The organism is Entomomonas asaccharolytica (assembly GCF_016653615.1).
Taxonomy (GTDB): domain Bacteria; phylum Pseudomonadota; class Gammaproteobacteria; order Pseudomonadales; family Pseudomonadaceae; genus Entomomonas; species Entomomonas asaccharolytica.
In genome coordinates, this window is sequence record NZ_CP067393.1 from 242,656 (window position 1) to 261,394 (window position 18,739).

The 18,739-nt window shown below is 39.7% G+C and carries 10 protein-coding genes, 2 tRNA genes and 3 rRNA genes; 10 read left to right on the forward strand and 5 right to left on the reverse strand.

Annotated features, from left to right (window positions below; genetic code table 11):
* Window positions 1-6 precede the first annotated feature (6 nt).
* On the reverse strand, window positions 7-930 hold the full coding sequence (locus JHT90_RS01160; protein ID WP_201093088.1) for a M23 family metallopeptidase: 924 nt from the start codon (window positions 928-930) through the stop codon (window positions 7-9).
* 241 nt (window positions 931-1,171) lie between these two features.
* Between JHT90_RS01160 and JHT90_RS01165 the strand changes: the two genes are divergently transcribed.
* The 10 genes from JHT90_RS01165 (at window position 1,172) to rrf (ending at window position 12,332) form a co-directional block, all read left to right on the forward strand.
* The gene (locus tag JHT90_RS01165) at window positions 1,172-1,621 is read left to right on the forward strand and encodes a DUF4124 domain-containing protein (RefSeq protein WP_201093090.1); all 450 of its coding nucleotides are present in this window, start codon (window positions 1,172-1,174) and stop codon (window positions 1,619-1,621) included.
* Between the two features lie 496 nt (window positions 1,622-2,117).
* Window positions 2,118-3,842: an acetolactate synthase 3 large subunit gene (locus tag JHT90_RS01170; protein ID WP_201093092.1), complete on the forward strand. Its 1,725-nt coding sequence runs from the start codon at window positions 2,118-2,120 to the stop codon at window positions 3,840-3,842.
* A gap of 1 nt (window position 3,843) precedes the next feature.
* Complete coding sequence (gene ilvN / locus JHT90_RS01175) at window positions 3,844-4,338, forward strand: acetolactate synthase small subunit (protein ID WP_201093099.1); 495 nt, start codon at window positions 3,844-3,846, stop codon at window positions 4,336-4,338.
* 94 nt (window positions 4,339-4,432) lie between these two features.
* Window positions 4,433-5,449: a ketol-acid reductoisomerase gene (gene ilvC, locus JHT90_RS01180; RefSeq protein WP_201093101.1), complete on the forward strand. Its 1,017-nt coding sequence runs from the start codon at window positions 4,433-4,435 to the stop codon at window positions 5,447-5,449.
* A gap of 478 nt (window positions 5,450-5,927) precedes the next feature.
* Window positions 5,928-6,812, forward strand: a complete 885-nt coding sequence (gene pssA / locus JHT90_RS01185) for a CDP-diacylglycerol--serine O-phosphatidyltransferase (RefSeq protein ID WP_201093103.1) — start codon at window positions 5,928-5,930, stop codon at window positions 6,810-6,812.
* A 296-nt stretch (window positions 6,813-7,108) separates the two neighbouring features.
* A 16S ribosomal RNA gene (locus JHT90_RS01190) occupies window positions 7,109-8,632 on the forward strand.
* Window positions 8,633-8,725: 93 nt separating this feature from the next.
* Window positions 8,726-8,802 (forward strand) — tRNA-Ile (locus JHT90_RS01195).
* 6 nt (window positions 8,803-8,808) lie between these two features.
* Window positions 8,809-8,884: transfer RNA gene (locus JHT90_RS01200), tRNA-Ala, on the forward strand.
* 249 nt (window positions 8,885-9,133) lie between these two features.
* Window positions 9,134-12,029: ribosomal RNA gene (locus tag JHT90_RS01205) — 23S ribosomal RNA — on the forward strand.
* A 187-nt stretch (window positions 12,030-12,216) separates the two neighbouring features.
* Window positions 12,217-12,332 (forward strand): 5S ribosomal RNA (gene rrf, locus JHT90_RS01210).
* The 16S, 23S and 5S rRNA genes sit together here with 2 tRNA genes alongside, the layout of an rRNA operon.
* A 197-nt stretch (window positions 12,333-12,529) precedes the next feature.
* Here the strand turns inward: rrf and JHT90_RS01215 are convergent.
* The 4 genes from JHT90_RS01215 to recC form a co-directional block, all read right to left on the reverse strand.
* Complete coding sequence (locus JHT90_RS01215) at window positions 12,530-13,483, reverse strand: NYN domain-containing protein (RefSeq protein WP_201093105.1); 954 nt, start codon at window positions 13,481-13,483, stop codon at window positions 12,530-12,532.
* A 100-nt stretch (window positions 13,484-13,583) separates the two neighbouring features.
* The gene (locus tag JHT90_RS01220; RefSeq protein ID WP_201093107.1) at window positions 13,584-13,994 is read right to left on the reverse strand and encodes a thermonuclease family protein; all 411 of its coding nucleotides are present in this window, start codon (window positions 13,992-13,994) and stop codon (window positions 13,584-13,586) included.
* Window positions 13,995-14,029: 35 nt separating this feature from the next.
* Complete coding sequence (locus JHT90_RS01225) at window positions 14,030-15,232, reverse strand: uracil-xanthine permease family protein (RefSeq protein ID WP_201093109.1); 1,203 nt, start codon at window positions 15,230-15,232, stop codon at window positions 14,030-14,032.
* A 78-nt stretch (window positions 15,233-15,310) separates the two neighbouring features.
* The gene (gene recC / locus JHT90_RS01230) at window positions 15,311-18,709 is read right to left on the reverse strand and encodes an exodeoxyribonuclease V subunit gamma (RefSeq protein WP_201095713.1); all 3,399 of its coding nucleotides are present in this window, start codon (window positions 18,707-18,709) and stop codon (window positions 15,311-15,313) included.
* Window positions 18,710-18,739 lie beyond the last annotated feature (30 nt).

The following is an 18,739-nucleotide window of genomic DNA, read 5'->3' on the forward strand; positions in this document are numbered from 1 at the left end:
ATTTTATCAATTATTGGTAACTCTACCACGATAAATAGTTTTGCTGTTTACAGGCTGTGTGAAGTCATAAGGGATGGATTCTAAAGCCATCCCTACATTACGCTGTACCACAAAGTGTAAATGCGGACCTGTACTACGTCCAGTATTGCCTGAAAGGGCAATTTGTTCCCCAACTTTAACGTGTTGCCCTTCTTTATGGCGAATAGATCCTTTCTTAAGATGTAGATAAACACTCATGGTGCCATCATCATGTAAAATACGTATGAAATTTCCTGCTGGATTCGTTCCTTGCCCTGTTTGGTTATTTTCCACTTTTACTACAATACCAGAGCGAGCTGCAATAATGGGCGTTCCTTCTGGCATACCAATATCTCTGGCATAGCGGCCTTTGGGGCCTGAGTGACTGAATTTTCCGCCTGGTCCTTGAGTTTGCTGAAATGGACCACCTCGCCAAGGAAGTGGATAACGATAAGGCTGTGGTTTGGTTCTTGGATCACCTAGCGCATAGGCTAATTTTGGCGTATAACGCATAGGCTTTGTACGATCAAATGGTGTTAAGGTTACTAAGCGAATTTCTTTTCTTGGGGGAAGGATCCAATGTAATTTTTTATTGGCTGCACCCACTACATTATCAACATTTTCTAATGTAAGCTGGATTTCAACAGGTGCATACAGCTCATTTTTTATCTTAAGTGTCTCGCCACCTGCATGTTTTACTGTGTTTAATTTAACTTGATTTTCGATATGCTCAATAATTTCATCATTTAATTCAAATGGTTTTGAGCCAGGTAATTGTTTATCTGTATAAGTAAGAACACCATTGCTATCTATATATTGGTAAATAGGAGCACTTAAGGTATAAGTACAATAATTACAAAGTAATAAAATGCTGAATACGGCACATTTCTGCTTTGTTAAAGCAGCTCTCATTTATCAACAACCTCAGTATACAAATTATTTATAACCTTCTTATAGTAACCTAGTTCTATATCTAGTAAAGTAATATTAATTATAAATACAGTAAATGTTTAAATTTCTGTATTATATCAGTATATTTTAAAACTATCTGGTTATGATGATAAAAGTAGCAATGATTTTAGACTCATATCTGGATTGTTTTTTGTAAAATGGCAATAGAACAATTAGTGTCTATAAAATAAAGGAATTTGTTATGAAGCATCTTATTTTAACAATGGTCGTTTCACTTTTTACTGTGTTACCTGTTGCTGCGCAGATGTATCGTTGGGTTGATGATAAAGGGCAGGTTCATTATGCCTCCGAACCGCCTCAAGGGCAAAAGGTTGAGCAGATTAAAAAACCAACCTCACCAAAAGTTAATAATCAAGATGTATTTGAAAAAGATGCTGATGATGAAAAAAAACAAGCAGAAGCTGATAAGCAAGCTACTTTTAATCAAGCAGCACAGCAACAAGCACAAAAAGATGAAGCTCAAACGCGATTAGCCTGTGATGGTATGCGTAAAGATTTAGCGCTTTATCAAAATTATCCGCGAGCACGGGTTGATGTAGAGGGTGAGACTCGCCGTTTGACTCCTGAAGAATTAAATACAAGAATTGCAGACTTACAAAAAAATATTAATGAGAATTGTCAGGGATATTAATTTCGTTAAAAAACAGCCTTTTTAAAGGCTGTTTTTTATTTGATGCTATTAAATAGCTTATTTTTACTAAGATTTAGAGTTTTTTGTTAAGTTGAAAATTATTAAAGAATTATTAAACCAATAAAATATCATTTATTAAAATATTCTGCTTCCATTTTTATTTTTTTCTATCAAAGTTTAATGTTTATGGCAAATTTTAGGTTAATCAATCAATACCACTTGACTTATGAACCATTAACAACAACAATTATGCCCACCACTGATATATGACCTTAACGGAAATATTCTTTCAGTAGACATGACGCTTACCAGTGTCGACTTACGTTTACCCAATATGCGTTACCTCGCTTCGGGTTAGAAAACTCGCCACAATGAGTTCTCTAAAGTTTATTAGCTAGCAGCTGATGTAGTCGGCGATTATCATCGTGCATGGTCTGCTAGCAGTGAACTTATACCTAATTTTTTAGTGAGTAATTGCTTTTAGAGGTGAACAAGCGTGGAATTATTATCTGGCGCGGAGATGGTTGTTCGTTTTTTACGCGATGAGGGCGTAAAATATGTTTATGGATATCCTGGTGGCGCATTATTGCATCTTTACGATGCATTATTTAAAGAAAAAGAATTAACCCATATTTTAGTACGTCATGAGCAAGCAGCTACTCATATGGCTGATGGTTATGCGCGTGCTACAGGCAAAGCAGGCGTTGTTTTTGTAACTTCTGGGCCTGGTGCTACGAACGCTATTACGGGTATAGCAACTGCCTTTATGGATTCAATTCCAATGGTAGTTATTTCTGGTCAAGTAACTTCTTCCTTAATTGGTTCTGATGCATTCCAAGAAGTGGATATGGTCGGAATCTCAAGACCTATTGTTAAGCATAGTTTCATGGTACGCCATGCTTCTGAAATTCCAGAAATCATGCGTAAAGCCTTTTATATAGCTGAGTCAGGTCGACCTGGCCCTGTTGTAATTGATATACCAAAAGATACCTGTAATCCAGCAGAGAAATTTGAATATACTTTCCCAGAGAAAGTGAAGTTACGTTCTTATAATCCTGTACAGCGTGGACATTCAGGACAAATTCGTAAGGCTGTTGAGTTATTGTTATCTGCTAAACGTCCTATTATTTGTTCAGGTGGAGGTGTGATATTAGGTCATGCTGCTGCACAGTTAACCGAGTTAGCACGTAGATTAAAATTACCAGTATCCAATACGTTGATGGGACTTGGTGGTTATCCAGGTTCTGATAAGCAATTTATTGGTATGCCAGGCATGCATGGTAGTTATACCGCTAATATGGTAATGCATCATAGTGATGTTATTTTAGCAGTGGGTATGCGTTTTGATGATAGGGTCACTAATGATATTAGTAAATTCTGCCCTAATGCCAAAATAATCCATATCGATATCGATCCTGCTTCTATTTCTAAAACAATTAGAGCGGATATACCTATTGTAGGACCTGTTGATAATGTATTAACAGAAATGATCGCTGTGGTAAATGAGCTTTCAAAAGAAGCTAATGAGAAAGCGTTAATTGATTGGTGGAAGCAAATTGACGAATGGCGTAGTAAAGGTTTATTCCCTTATGACAAAGAGAATGAAACTATTATTAAACCAGAGTTCGTGATTGATACATTATATGAAGTAACTAAAGATAGAGATACTTATGTGACTTCAGATGTAGGTCAGCACCAAATGTTTGCTGCACAGCATTATCTTTTTGATAAACCTAATCGCTGGATTAACTCAGGTGGTTTAGGAACCATGGGATTTGGTTTTCCAGCGGCAATGGGCATTAAATTAAATTTCCCTGATGCAGATGTTGCTTGTGTAACAGGTGAAGGTAGTATTCAAATGAATATTCAAGAGCTTTCTACCTGCTTACAATATGATTTACCTGTTAAAGTTATTTGTTTGAATAATGGTGTATTAGGCATGGTAAGGCAATGGCAAGACATGCAATACAATAGCCGCTATTCTCATTCCTATATGACATCATTGCCAGATTTCAAAAAGCTGGTAGAGTCTTATGGACATGTGGGGATAGGTGTTGAAAAAGCAACTGATTTAAAAGATGCTATGCAAGAAGCTTTCGCCATGAAAGATCGATTAGTATTTATGGATATTAAAACGGATGCGAGTGAACATGTGTATCCTATGCAAATTCGTGATGGTTCCATGCGTGATATGTGGTTAAGTAAAACGGAGCGTACCTAATATGCGTCATATAATCTCTTTATTAATGGAGAATGAGCCTGGTGCGTTATCGCGTGTTGTTGGTTTATTCTCACAACGTAATTACAACATCGAAAGTTTAACTGTGGCAGCGACAGAAGACCCAACAGTCTCTCGTCTTACCTTAACAACTCAAGGTAAGCCAGAAGTTATTGAGCAAATTACTAAAAACCTCAATAAACTTATTGAAGTGGTTAAATTAGTAAATTTGTCTGAAAGTGAGCATATTGAGCGTGAACTACTACTTATTAAAGTAAAAGCGACTGGTGCTCAACGTTCAGAAGTGAAACGTACAGTTGATATTTTTAGAGGCCAGATAGTAGATGTAACGCCAAACCTCTATATTGTCCAATTGTCAGGTAGTACCAGTAAAGTAGACAACTTTATTGCTACTATTGGCTCTATGTCGACTATTGTTGAAGTAGTTCGTACAGGGGTAACGGGTATTTCTAGGGCTGATAAAGTCTTAAGTATTTAGGGTAGCTAGTAGGGAAAATTAATTATATTTCTCAGGGCTAATATTTTATTTATCTATACACAAAATTTATTTTAATATTTAAAGGAAAATTTCAATGCGCGTTTACTATGATAAAGACTGTGACCTTTCAATTATCCAAGGTAAAAAAGTAGCTATTATTGGTTATGGTTCACAAGGTCACGCCCATGCTTGTAACCTAAAAGATTCAGGTGTGGACGTTGTCGTTGGTTTACGTAAAGGTTCAGCAACGGTAAAGAAAGCAGAAGCACATGGTTTAAAAGTGGCTGATGTAGCAACAGCAGTAGCCTCTGCGGATGTAATCATGATCTTAACGCCTGATGAGTTCCAAGGTCAATTATACAGAGAAGAACTTGAGCCAAACTTAAAGAAAGGCGCAACCTTAGCGTTTGCTCATGGTTTTGCTATTCACTACAACCAAATCGTACCACGTTCTGACTTAGATATTGTTATGATTGCTCCTAAAGCGCCTGGTCATACAGTGCGTTCTGAATTCGTAAAAGGTGGTGGTATACCTGATTTAGTGGCGGTATACCAAGATGCTTCTGGTAATGCAAAAAATGTAGCATTGTCTTATGCAAGTGGTATTGGCGGCGGCCGTTCAGGTATTATTGAAACTACTTTCAAAGATGAAACAGAAACTGACTTATTTGGTGAGCAAGCAGTACTTTGTGGTGGCTGTGTAGAATTAGTTAAAGCAGGCTTTGACACATTAGTAGAAGCGGGTTATGCACCTGAAATGGCATACTTTGAATGTCTACATGAATTAAAACTAATTGTAGACTTAATGTATGAAGGTGGTATCGCTAACATGAACTACTCAATCTCCAATAATGCAGAGTTTGGTGAATATGTTACAGGTCCAAAAGTAATTAACGAAGAGTCTCGTTGGGCTATGCGTGAAACATTACAACGCATTCAAAATGGTGAATATGCTAAAGCATTTATCAGTGAAGGTGCTACGAACTATCCAACCCTAACTGCAAATCGCCGTTTAACTGCAGAGCATCCAATTGAGCAAGTAGGTGAACGTCTACGTGCGATGATGCCTTGGATTGCGGCAAACAAAATCGTTGATAAATCTAAAAACTAATTAGATTTATTCAGACTAAAAACGCGACATATGTCGCGTTTTTTTATATTTACAGGAAACTACAACAAAAGTGATTAAATCCTATAATGTAATACCTGAATATGAAGAGTTTACAAATTTTACTTAATATCCTAGCTAGCGGTTATTTTAGAAATGAATAACAATTAGGAAATAGTTAAAAATTATTTTCTGGAAAAATACTCATAGTCAAATTTAGGGAAGATCAAAAACTTAAACAACTATTGTAGTTTGCAAATGATGCTAAATTAATTGAGTTTATTGAAAATATTAACTCTCATGAAGATGGTGATAGTAGTAGAAGAAAAGTAGGTTTGAGTATACTTTAATTCAAATAAGATTAGAATTTCTAACAAAATAAATAAGCATTGTTACATTTTAAGATAATAAAAATGTCATTTCTTGAAAATCAATTCACTATAACCTATATAATAATAAGAGATTTTACTAAGGAACTATTATGAAAGATCAGTCTAACGAACAACCTGAAGATACTTCAATAGAAAATAAAATTTCATTGCCTGTGGATGAATATATTGAAGAAGTGCCTGATGAAAAAGGTCAGAAAGTTCGTCACAAAGGAGTTTATCTATTACCTAATCTCTTTACGACAGCTGCTTTGTTTGCAGGCTTTTATTCAATCGTTAGCGCTATGTATGCACCTGTAGTAGTTGCTCATGAAGGTATAGAAGTAGCAAGAGATTACTTTATTTATTCAGCTATAGCTATTTTTATTGCCATGATACTAGATGGTCTTGATGGACGAGTTGCCAGACTAACGAATACACAAAGCGCATTTGGTGCTGAATATGATTCGCTGTCAGATATGGTTGCTTTTGGCTTAGCGCCGGCCCTATTAGCATTTCAATGGTCATTAGCTGAAGCTGGTAAACTTGGATGGATGGTCGCTTTTATATTTGTTGCTTGTGCCGCTTTAAGACTTGCTCGCTTTAATGTGCAAATAGGCTCAGTTGATAAAAAATATTTTATAGGTTTAGCTAGTCCTTCTGCAGCGGCTGTAGTTGCTAGTAGTGTATGGGCTTTCAATAAACTAGAAATTGGTGGTGAAAGCGTAGTATATCTAATGGTGCCATTAGTAGCAGCAGCAGGTGCCTTGATGGTAAGTAATTTCAAATATTACAGCTTTAAAACATTGGATATCAAAAGTAGAGTCCCATTTATTGCTATATTAGTCATTGTATTACTGTTTGCAATAATAGGCACCGCCCCTGCTTATGCTTTATTTTTTATTTTCTTTGGCTACACTATATCAGGGCCTATACAATTCTTATTACACCTTAAAAAGCGAGATAAAAATAAAAGTCAACTTGACAATAATTTATAAAAACGTATAATTTTGATCCCTTTGTTATTATTTATAGACTTTTGGTTAATTTTGCAGTTAAAAATAAATCGAAAATATCTTAAAAAAGACATTGACAAAGAGATTAAAAGGCGTAGAATGCGCGCCTCATCTGAAGAGTAAAGCTCCAAAGATACAAGTTCTTTAACAATATAAATCAAGTAAATCGTGTGGGTGTTTGTAGTACTGGTAAGAATTATCAGTAATATAAATAACTCGTCATGAATGAGTTTTTAGATTACTGAGCCGTTTTGGCTTCTTATGAAGCAAAAGATTTAAAACTGAAGAGTTTGATCATGGCTCAGATTGAACGCTGGCGGCAGGCCTAACACATGCAAGTCGGGCGGTAACAGGTCTTTCGGGATGCTGACGAGCGGCGGACGGGTGAGTAAAGTCTAGGAATCTGCCCATTAGAGGGGGACAACGCGGGGAAACTCGCGCTAATACCGCATACGCCCTACGGGGAAAGGTGCTTAATTGTACCGCTAATGGATGAGCCTAGATCAGATTAGCTAGTTGGTGGGGTAAAGGCCCACCAAGGCGACGATCTGTAGCTGGTCTGAGAGGATGATCAGCCACACTGGGACTGAGACACGGCCCAGACTCCTACGGGAGGCAGCAGTGGGGAATATTGGACAATGGGGGCAACCCTGATCCAGCCATGCCGCGTGTGTGAAGAAGGTCTTCGGATTGTAAAGCACTTTAAGTTGTGAGGAAGGGGTAGTGTAACGAACTACTTTTGACGTTAGCAACAGAATAAGCACCGGCTAACTTCGTGCCAGCAGCCGCGGTAATACGAAGGGTGCAAGCGTTAATCGGAATAACTGGGCGTAAAGCGCGCGTAGGTGGTTTGTCAAGTTGGATGTGAAATCCCCGGGCTCAACCTGGGAACTGCATCCAAAACTGACTGACTAGAGTACGGTAGAGGTTAGTGGAATTTCCTGTGTAGCGGTGAAATGCGTAGATATAGGAAGGAACACCAGTGGCGAAGGCGACTAACTGGACTGATACTGACACTGAGGTGCGAAAGCGTGGGGAGCAAACAGGATTAGATACCCTGGTAGTCCACGCTGTAAACGATGTCAACTAGCCGTTGGAGTCCTTGAGGCTTTAGTGGCGCAGCTAACGCAGTAAGTTGACCGCCTGGGAGTACGGTCGCAAGATTAAAACTCAAATGAATTGACGGGGGCCCGCACAAGCGGTGGAGCATGTGGTTTAATTCGACGCAACGCGAAGAACCTTACCTGGCCTTGACATGTCCGGAATCTTGCAGAGATGCGAGAGTGCCTTCGGGAATCGGAACACAGGTGCTGCATGGCTGTCGTCAGCTCGTGTCGTGAGATGTTGGGTTAAGTCCCGTAACGAGCGCAACCCTTATCCTTAGTTACCAGCACGTAAAGGTGGGCACTTTAAGGAGACTGCCGGTGACAAACCGGAGGAAGGTGGGGATGACGTCAAGTCATCATGGCCCTTACGGCCAGGGCTACACACGTGCTACAATGGTTGGTACAGAGGGTTGCCAAGCTGTGAAGCGGAGCTAATCTCAGAAAACCAATCGTAGTCCGGATTGAAGTCTGCAACTCGACTTCATGAAGTCGGAATCGCTAGTAATCGCGAATCAGAATGTCGCGGTGAATACGTTCCCGGGCCTTGTACACACCGCCCGTCACACCATGGGAGTGGGTTGCTCCAGAAGTAGCTAGGCTAACCTCGTGAGGCCGGTTACCACGGAGTGATTCATGACTGGGGTGAAGTCGTAACAAGGTAGCCGTAGGGGAACCTGCGGCTGGATCACCTCCTTAAACGAAAGCTGGTACTACAAATACCCACACGAATTACTTGATTTATGATTGCGAAGAACGAATTGGGCGAAGGCCTGAGAAGTTAACAGATTAGGGTCTGTAGCTCAGCTGGTTAGAGCACACGCTTGATAAGCGTGGGGTCGTAGGTTCAAGTCCTACCAGACCCACCAAATGAAGGGGCCATAGCTCAGCTGGGAGAGCGCCTGCCTTGCACGCAGGAGGTCAGGAGTTCGATCCTCCTTGGCTCCACCAGATACCTAATCGAAACAAAAAGCTAGAAGCTAATTCTTTTAAATAAAGAGACTTACCTTCTAACTTTTAAAGTTAGACTGTTCTTTAACAAATTAGATATGCAAAGAAGTAAAGATTAATTAATAATTACTGGTCTAATTATTAATGCTGAGGTGAAAATATTGCGAACTCAAGCGCAAATTTTCGGCGAAACAAATGTCGATTCTTTGGTTGTGTAGCATTAGATTACTAGATAATTTAGGGTTATATAGTCAAGTGAATAAGCGCATACGGTGGATGCCTTGGCAGTCAGAGGCGAAGAAAGACGTGATACCTGCGAAAAGTTACGGGGAGCTGGGTACAAAGCATTGATCCGTAAATGTCTGAATGGGGAAACCCAACTGAGAGAACCTCAGTTATCCAGTACTGAATACATAGGTACTGAGAAGCGAACCAGGGAACTGAAACATCTAAGTACCCTGAGGAAAAGAAATCAACCGAGATACCCCAAGTAGTGGCGAGCGAACGGGGTGCAGCCAGTGTTCAGAAGCATGAGTATTAGTGGAATGGCGTGGGAAAGCCAACCATAGAGAGTGATAGTCTCGTACACGAAAATGCACATGTGGATCTAAGTACACAAAAAGTAGGTCGGGGCACGAGAAACCTTGACTGAAGACGGGGGACCATCCTCCAAGGCTAAATACTACTGACTGACCGATAGTGAACCAGTACCGTGAGGGAAAGGCGAAAAGAACCCCGAGTAGGGAGTGAAATAGAACCTGAAACCGTATGCGTACAAGCAGTGGGAGCGGACTTGTTCCGTGACTGCGTACCTTTGTATAATGGGTCAGCGACTTATATACAGTAGCAAGCTTAACCGAATAGGGAGGCGTAGCGAAAGCGAGTCTTAATAGGGCGCCTAGTTGCTGTGTATAGACCCGAAACCAAGCGATCTATCCATGGGCAGGTTGAAGGTTAGGTAACACTGACTGGAGGACCGAACCGACTACCGTTGAAAAGTTAGCGGATGACCTGTGGATCGGAGTGAAAGGCTAATCAAGCTTGGAGATAGCTGGTTCTCCTCGAAAGCTATTTAGGTAGCGCCTCATGTATAACTTCTGGGGTAGAGCACTGTTTCGGCTAGGGGTCATCCTGACTTACCAACCCGATGCAAACTCCGAATACCAGAAAGTTTTAGCATGGGAGACACACGGCGGGTGCTAACGTCCGTCGTGAAAAGGGAAACAACCCAGACCGTCAGCTAAGGTCCCAAAATTTTGGTTAAGTGGGAAACGATGTGGGAAGGCATAGACAGCTAGGAGGTTGGCTTAGAAGCAGCCATCCTTTAAAGAAAGCGTAATAGCTCACTAGTCGAGTCGGCCTGCGCGGAAGATGTAACGGGGCTCAAACCAAATACCGAAGCTACGGGTTCATCTTATGATGAGCGGTAGAGGAGCGTTGTGTACGCCTGTGAAGGTCAATTGAGAAGTTGGCTGGAGGTATCACAAGTGCGAATGCTGACATGAGTAACGACAATGGGTGTGAAAAACATCCACGCCGAAAGACCAAGGTTTCCTGCGATACGTTAATCGAAGCAGGGTTAGTCGGCCCCTAAGGCGAGGCTGAAAAGCGTAGTCGATGGGAAATAGGTTAATATTCCTATACTTCTAATAACAGTGATGGAGGGACGGAGTAGGCTAAATCAGAGTGGCGTTGGTTGTCCACTTGAAAGGCTGTAGGTAGATCTCTTAGGCAAATCCGGGAGATTATTACTGAGAACTGATGACGATTCATTTATTTTAAATGGAGAGTGATTGATGCCATGCTTCCAAGAAAAGCTTCTAAACTTATGTTATTAGGAACCGTACCCCAAACCGACACAGGTGGTCAGGTAGAGAATACCAAGGCGCTTGAGAGAACTCGGGTGAAGGAACTAGGCAAAATGGCACCGTAACTTCGGGAGAAGGTGCGCTGGTGGTAGGTGAAGTTCCTTGCGAATGGAGCTGAAGCCAGTCGAAGATACCAGCGCCGCTGCAACTGTTTATTAAAAACACAGCACTCTGCAAACACGAAAGTGGACGTATAGGGTGTGACGCCTGCCCGGTGCCGGAAGGTTAATTGATGGGGTTAGCTTAGGCGAAGCTCTTGATCGAAGCCCCGGTAAACGGCGGCCGTAACTATAACGGTCCTAAGGTAGCGAAATTCCTTGTCGGGTAAGTTCCGACCTGCACGAATGGCGTAATGATGGCGGCGCTGTCTCCACCCGAGACTCAGTGAAATTGAAATCGCTGTGAAGATGCAGTGTATCCGCGGCTAGACGGAAAGACCCCAGAACCTTTACTGTAGCTTTGCACTGGACTTTGAACCTGTTTGTGTAGGATAGGTGGGAGGCTTAGAAGCTTAGACGCTAGTTTAAGTGGAGCCGACCTTGAAATACCACCCTGACATGTTTGAGGTTCTAACTCTGGCCCGTAATCCGGGTTGAGGACAGTGTATGGTGGGCAGTTTGACTGGGGCGGTCTCCTCCTAAAGAGTAACGGAGGAGTACGAAGGTGCGCTCGGCGTGGTCGGAAATCACGCTAAGAGTATAAAGGCAAAAGCGCGCTTGACTGCGAGACAGACAAGTCGAGCAGGTACGAAAGTAGGTCTTAGTGATCCGGTGGTTCTGTATGGAAGGGCCATCGCTCAACGGATAAAAGGTACTCCGGGGATAACAGGCTGATACCGCCCAAGAGTTCATATCGACGGCGGTGTTTGGCACCTCGATGTCGGCTCATCACATCCTGGGGCTGAAGCCGGTCCCAAGGGTATGGCTGTTCGCCATTTAAAGTGGTACGCGAGCTGGGTTTAGAACGTCGTGAGACAGTTCGGTCCCTATCTGCCGTGGACGTTTGAGATTTGAGAGGGGCTGCTCCTAGTACGAGAGGACCGGAGTGGACGAACCTCTGGTGTTCCGGTTGTCACGCCAGTGGCATTGCCGGGTAGCTATGTTCGGAAGAGATAACCGCTGAAAGCATCTAAGCGGGAAACTTGCCTCAAGATGAGATCTCACTGGGGATTTAATCCCCTAAAGGGCCGTTGAAGACTACAACGTTGATAGGTTGGGTGTGTAAGCGTAGTGATACGTTGAGCTAACCAATACTAATTGCCCGAGAGGCTTGACTATATAACCCCAAGTTATTTGGTTAAGAATCGAAGAAAGACATAAAGTAAAAGTTGAAAATGAGCAAATGAGTTCGTTTGCCGAAGCTAAGAGTAGACACAAACGTTAATTAATCAAATACTTTGCAACAAGCATATCTAATTTAGGTGATGAGTATAAATAACCAAACTACTTACACCATAAAGAATTGCTTGAGGAAAATAGAGCGTTGGAACCACCTGAATCCTTCTCGAACTCAGTAGTGAAACGACGTATCGCCAATGGTAGTGTGGGGTCTCCCCATGTGAGAGTAGGTCATCCTCAAGCTCCTAAATCAAAGCCCCCTGATCTTATAAAGATAGGGGGCTTTTTAGTTATTGAGACTTTTAAGTCAGAATAGTAAATAGGATTTACAGGCCTTTTGCACTCCCATTATAAATTTATAGAATTACTTCAGTGGGTTTAATACAGCCAAATCCACTTTTATTGGTTGAAATTATTTAAAAAATTAATTTAAATAATCTTTACTCATTAGGCTGTTTCTTAAATTTAGCTTGAGTGCCTCTATTTATTAAGTCAAACAGTTGGCTAGCTTTTATGTAGCTACTAAATGTTTTATAGCCTAGTTCTTTTGGATCAAAGTTTAGGTTTGCTTTAATTTGAGAAAGATAGGCAATACCTTTTGAGTTTGCTGTATTTTTAAAGGCATTAATTAGTTGTTCTTTAGTGCTAAAGTTTTTATTTTGTGTATTATTTTTTAGTTTTATAATGGTATTTTTATTACTAAGTTCAAATAGTTTTGTTGCTTCGATAAAGCTACTGAATTTTGCAAAACCATAATTTCTTGGATCAAAATCATTTAATATTTTATCTAGTTGACCTCTCATTATAGAAAGCGTGGCTTTCCCTTCTTCATCTGAAATGGATTTAAATACAGATAAAATATGTTTGGTTAGTTTTTTATCAGTGGATATATCTATTTTATTATTTATGCTGTTAATTGTTTGTGGTTTTATTTCAGGTTCAACTTTTGGTTTTAGGATTTCTGTATAGATAAAACGGTCACAAGACGCTCTAAAAGCTTGTGGTGTTTTTTGTTGTCCTATACCTAATACTAGTTTTCCAGATTCTCTTAGTCTTGTGGCTAATCGCGTAAAGTCACTATCACTGGATACTATGCAGAAACCATTAAGGTATGTGTGGTTATATAGTAGATCCATAGCATCTATTATTAGAGCACTATCGCTATTATTTTTACCCGTTGTATAGGTGAATTGTTGTATTGGTTGAATAGAGTATTTTAAAAGAATAGGTTTCCAAGGATTAAGTAAATTATTAGTCCAATCTCCATAAATCCTTTTTATATTTGTAATACCATATTTGGCAACTTCAGCTAGTAGTTGAGCAATAATATCAATATCTGCAGTTGTATTTTCAGCGTCAATTAGTAATGCTAAGTTTGAGTTATTTATTTCCATTTTTTATCTCTATTAGCTGTTTAATTAAAGTTAGTATACTGGATAAATTTTCTAGAATTGATTATAAGTTATTATTTCTAGATTAAAACTTTAAAAATATTTAATTAGTATAGTTAGTCCATATACCAATGTTTTGTTGTTGTGCCTTTTGTTGATATTTTAATAGTCTATTGCCTGTAGATTCTTCTAAGTAATCAACACTCGCTTTTGCCATTCCTGTACGTATTTGTTGTTTAGCAATATCTTTGCCACCACATTCTACGTCGCCGATTATAAGCTGATTATTGCGCATATAGACTGTAACCTTAGCTTCTTTATTTAAGCATAATTTAGCTAAGTTTTGTTTTGATTCTTGAGCAAAAGGTTGATTGTTGATAGGTGCTTCAATACCAACCACCATTAAATTTATTTTATTAAGCGTTTGTTGTTTGTCGTAAGAATAATGGCAATTAGCGACTAATGAACCACCATTATTTATATCTAGAATCATGCACAGAAAAAGTTCCATCATATGTTTTACCTTAGCTTAGGAGATTATTAGAATTGTTAATATTTATGCTTAAGTAGTAAGTTTAATAGAATAGCTAAAATACTAACTAATCCTACACCTACTAGGCTAAATGCACCTATTTTCAGAGTTAGCCCACCTATACCGCAGGTCAGTACTACTGAGACTATTACAAGGTTTTTTGGAATAGCTAGATCTACTTTGCCATCAATAATAGTTTTTAAACCAATGGAAGCAATAGTACCGAAAAGAAGTACCATAATACCACCCATTACTGGGGCAGGTATGGATTGAAGGATCGCATTAAATTTTCCAAAGAAAGCTAAAGCAATAGCGAGGATAGCCGCATAGGTCATAATAATGACTTTAAAGTTATGGGTAATCATTAATGCACCAGTTACTTCTGAGTAGGTGGTAATTGGTGGTCCACCAATTAAACCTGCAAAACAAACACCAACACCATCGCCTGTTAGGGTGCGATGTAGTCCTGGTTTCTTTGTATAGTTTTCGCCTGTTACATTGCCAGTAGCCATTACATTGCCAATATGTTCAATAATGGGGGCAATGGCAACAGGGAGTATAAATAGTGCTGCATACCAATTTACTTCTATTGCGTGCAACTCTGGAACAGCAAACCATTTAGCTTCAATGATAGGTTGAAAATCAATTAGTCCCATAATAACTGCAGTAATATATCCAACAATAACGCCTGAAAGAATAGGAATAAGGCGAAACATACCGCGTCCAAAAACGGATACAACGATTGTGGTAAGTAAGGAAATGGCAGCTAATGTAATAGCTTGATAGTAGCCTATAGTTGAGCCGTCTACTTGTCCCATTGCCATGTTAGAGGCGGCTACTGCAACAGATAAGCCAATAACCATAATAATCGGGCCAATTACTACAGGTGGCAGTAGTTTATCGATAAGACCGATACCTCGCCATTTGATAATTAATGCAAAAATAAAATAGGTAAAGCCTGCAGCAAATAAACCGAATTGGGTAGCGCCATGTCCCCATGTGGACATGGCATAACTAATGGGAGCTATAAAAGCGAAGGATGACCCTAAAAAGATAGGTACTTGGCCTTTGGTAATAAGTTGGAATAATAAAGTACCTACACCAGCACCGAGCAGTGCCATAGCAGGATTGAGACCTGTTAATAGTGGTACTAGTACCATTGCCCCAAAAGCAACGAATAGAATTTGTGCCCCTGCTATTAGTTGTTTTATATAGTACATAGTGGCTTACCTTATAAAATAGCTTAACTATTATATAGATAAAAAATTGGTAGCGCGTAAAAATAACAATTATTTAAGTTAATTTATTGTTGAGTAGATAGAAAGTTGCCAATCTGCTTGGTAAATGGGTTGATAGAGTTTTTCTGCCCACTGTTCAAATTGCTGATTTTGGTTGAGTATTTCAAAACTAGGATATTGCCTTAGCAGTACAGCACTTTGCTGGCACTCACCTGATGTATATTCTGTCCCTTCATAAGTTGTCTGAGCTGATTCTAAGTTGTTTTTAGATAACAGGGTAAAGGCAGTTTTAATAGCCACAGGAAGAGGTTGTTGCATTCCTTGTTGGCAACTGATTAATAGAGAGTTAAGTAAAGGAATAGCCTGTTGAGGGTTAATGGGCGCTAAGGATATATAACAATCTAAACCTAGAATAAGTGTCTGTAGAGGTATATTGCAGCTATTAGCGGCTAGTTGTATAACCCAAGGAGCAACTAGTTGTTGCCATTTATATTCTTTACCATTTAGTAATGTGTTAGGTAAAGTAAAGCAGTTTAATAAATGTTCGTCATTTAGTTGATAAAGATTATTTAGCCAACTTTGTAAATGAATATCTTGGTATTGGTAGTTAATAGGTAATGGGGTTGTTATTTGTTGATAGGGTGCTATCAGTAAACGATGTTGCTCTAGTAAGGGCGTTAATTGGTTAATAAGTTCTAAACCTAGTTGTTGACCAAACCCAGCCATAGGAAGCTGTCCACTACGTTGTAGGTTATCAATATTGTTAATTAAAATCTGTTGTATCTGTTGTTCATTTTTATTATGAATAAGACAATTTTTTAATAATTGTTCAGTTATTTGATAACGCTGTAAACCCTTTAGAGAAAAGGGTTCGTCGTCTTCCATAAATTCTCTGGTTTGGTTAAAAGAGACTTTTAGGCGTTGATTAAAAAAGTAACGTACGGGATGTTTAAGAAAACTAGTGAGTTGTTCTAGGGTAACTGGTGTATCAGCAGGAAAGATGGGTAGTTTTTGTTGATTAGTTAAAGCATGATTTTCTTGATAGAGCCCTGCCCATTCTTGAGCATAGCTAAACCAGTTATTCTCATTGTGAAAATAACGACGACTAAAGGGTTGTAAAGCATGTACTTGTGTTAGCGAATTAAGTAGATCTTTGCCATCTTTTGATAGCCAACCACTGGCTAAGTGATCTCTTAGTTGCCCAATAAGAACAGAAGGGGGGCGTTCGCTATTATCACGAATACTGCGGCCTATCCAGCTAATATAAAGACGATTACGGGCGGATAGTAAAGCTTCTAATAGTAAATAACGATCATCTTCTCTTCTCGAACGATCTCCTGGCCTATAATCTTTTGTCATCAGATCAAAATCAAGATGTGTTGAGGGGCGAGGGTAGTCACCATCGTTCATACCTAATAAACAAATAATTTTAAAAGGAATGGCGCGCATAGGCATGAGCGTGCAAAAACTGACTGAGCCTGCAATAAAGTTTTGGGTAAAACGTTCGTTATCTATACCTGCTAGCCAAGCCTCTCTAACAATAGTCAACGGTAGCTGTTCATTTAGACTTGCCTCTTCACACAGGGTTAACCAGTCATCTAGTAGATTAGCTAGCTCCGTAACAAGTTGTTGTTCATTGTCATTGCTTGGTTCGAATAGTAACTCTAGTAGTTGTCTGAGCAGGGTTGCCCATTCAATAGGTAATAAGTGTTGTGATAGTTTCTGTTGAATATCATCCAATACCGCAATAAATTGGGTGAGTGAACCAATAAGAGTAGCTTGATTACCACCAATTTCATCAAAGGGTTGTATAGTTTGCCAGTTAGTATCACTATTACCAATAGCATAGCCTAGTAACATACGGCGTAAACCGAACAGCCAACTATTTTGTTCCATTGTTGTTGGTAGGCCAAGTTTATGCCTTTGTTCTGCATCTAGCCCCCAACGAATTCCTGCTTGGTGTATCCAACGATGGAGGGTAGGTAAATCTTGTTCTTGCCAATTAAAACGTTTACGGATAGCAGGTACATCAAGTAGGTCTAATATATCAGTTACAGCAAATCGACTATCAGGTAGCTGTAGAAGATATTCAAGTGCTATCAGTAATGGCTCTACTTTTCTTTTACCACGATCAGAAAGGGTAAAGGGAATATAACGTTTATCTTGTTTATCAATTTTGCCAAAGGTTGCTTGGATAAAGGGGGCATACTGGTCAATATTGGGTACCATGACAATGATATCGCGTGGCAATAATGATTTATCATGGTTAAATAAGTCAAGCAATTGGTCTTGTAAGATTTCTACTTCACGTTGTGGGCTATGAGCTATATGGAAACGAATAGAATGATCTTGTTCAATATTGACGGTTGGCCATTGCTTACGCGTTTCTGGTAATGCTCTTAATTCAAGAATATCATCCTGCAGTTGCCCTAATAAGGTATCGGTTTTAGGGGCGTCATAAAGATCTATTTTGCCTTCATTGATAATTCCAAAGCGTTGTTGATAACTTTCGGGATCATCGTAGCTATCCAGTAGGTTTATATAGTCACGACCTTGCTTGCCCCAAGCGGCTAGTAGAGGATGACCATGTTGATGGAGGTCTTGAATTTGCAGTTTATTAACTTTTTTCTTTTGGCGGCGATATTCATGGCGTAATAGTTGTTTACCTTCAATAATATCTAACCAATGATAGCGACAAGGATTGTGTACATAGAGCATTACTTGCGTAAATTTAGCTAATATAGCGAGTGCTTCAACCATTTGGGCAGGTAATGCTGAGATACCAAAAATACTAATACGCTTTGGTAGCCCTTTAGGAGCTTTGGTTAGTTGTTGGCAATATTCAATAAAATGCTGATGTACGCCTGCACGACTGCCTTGCATGACTTCTTCTCCTAAATCTTCGAGTAAAAGTCGCCATAGGGCAGGTTGCCAGCGTTGTTCTTGAGGGACAGGTCTTACTTTGCCATGCACATTTTTTAGTTGATCTTTGCCTTGTAACCAGTCTTGTAGCCAATCAGAACGATAAACTTGGTATTGGTCAAATAGATCGGCTAGTTGTTCAGCTAATTGGTAATGTTTACGTTGGTCAATATCATCAGCAAGAAACTGTTTTAATGCAGTGAATAACGGGTTATTCAAGCATTGTGGTAGTAGTCTAAGTAGGCGCCATGTAAGGGGGGCTTTATCTAAAGGCGATTGTTTAGCTACCGCTTTTTCACCTAACACGGTACGATAAATTTGCCATAAAAAACGTGCAGGTAATTGGATATTAATGGCAGCCGCTATACCACAGCCATCATTAATAGGATCGGCAGCGAGGGCTAGCTTTAACCATTGAGCAATACCATTACTTTGCACCAGAATAATTTCTGGTTCTAAGGGAGGTAGAGGATGTTCTTGCAACCAACTAACAGCAAGGTTTCTTAGTTGTTCAAGGTGATTGCCATGTACAATCATTAAGCCTGACTGCAATGGTGACCTCCAGAT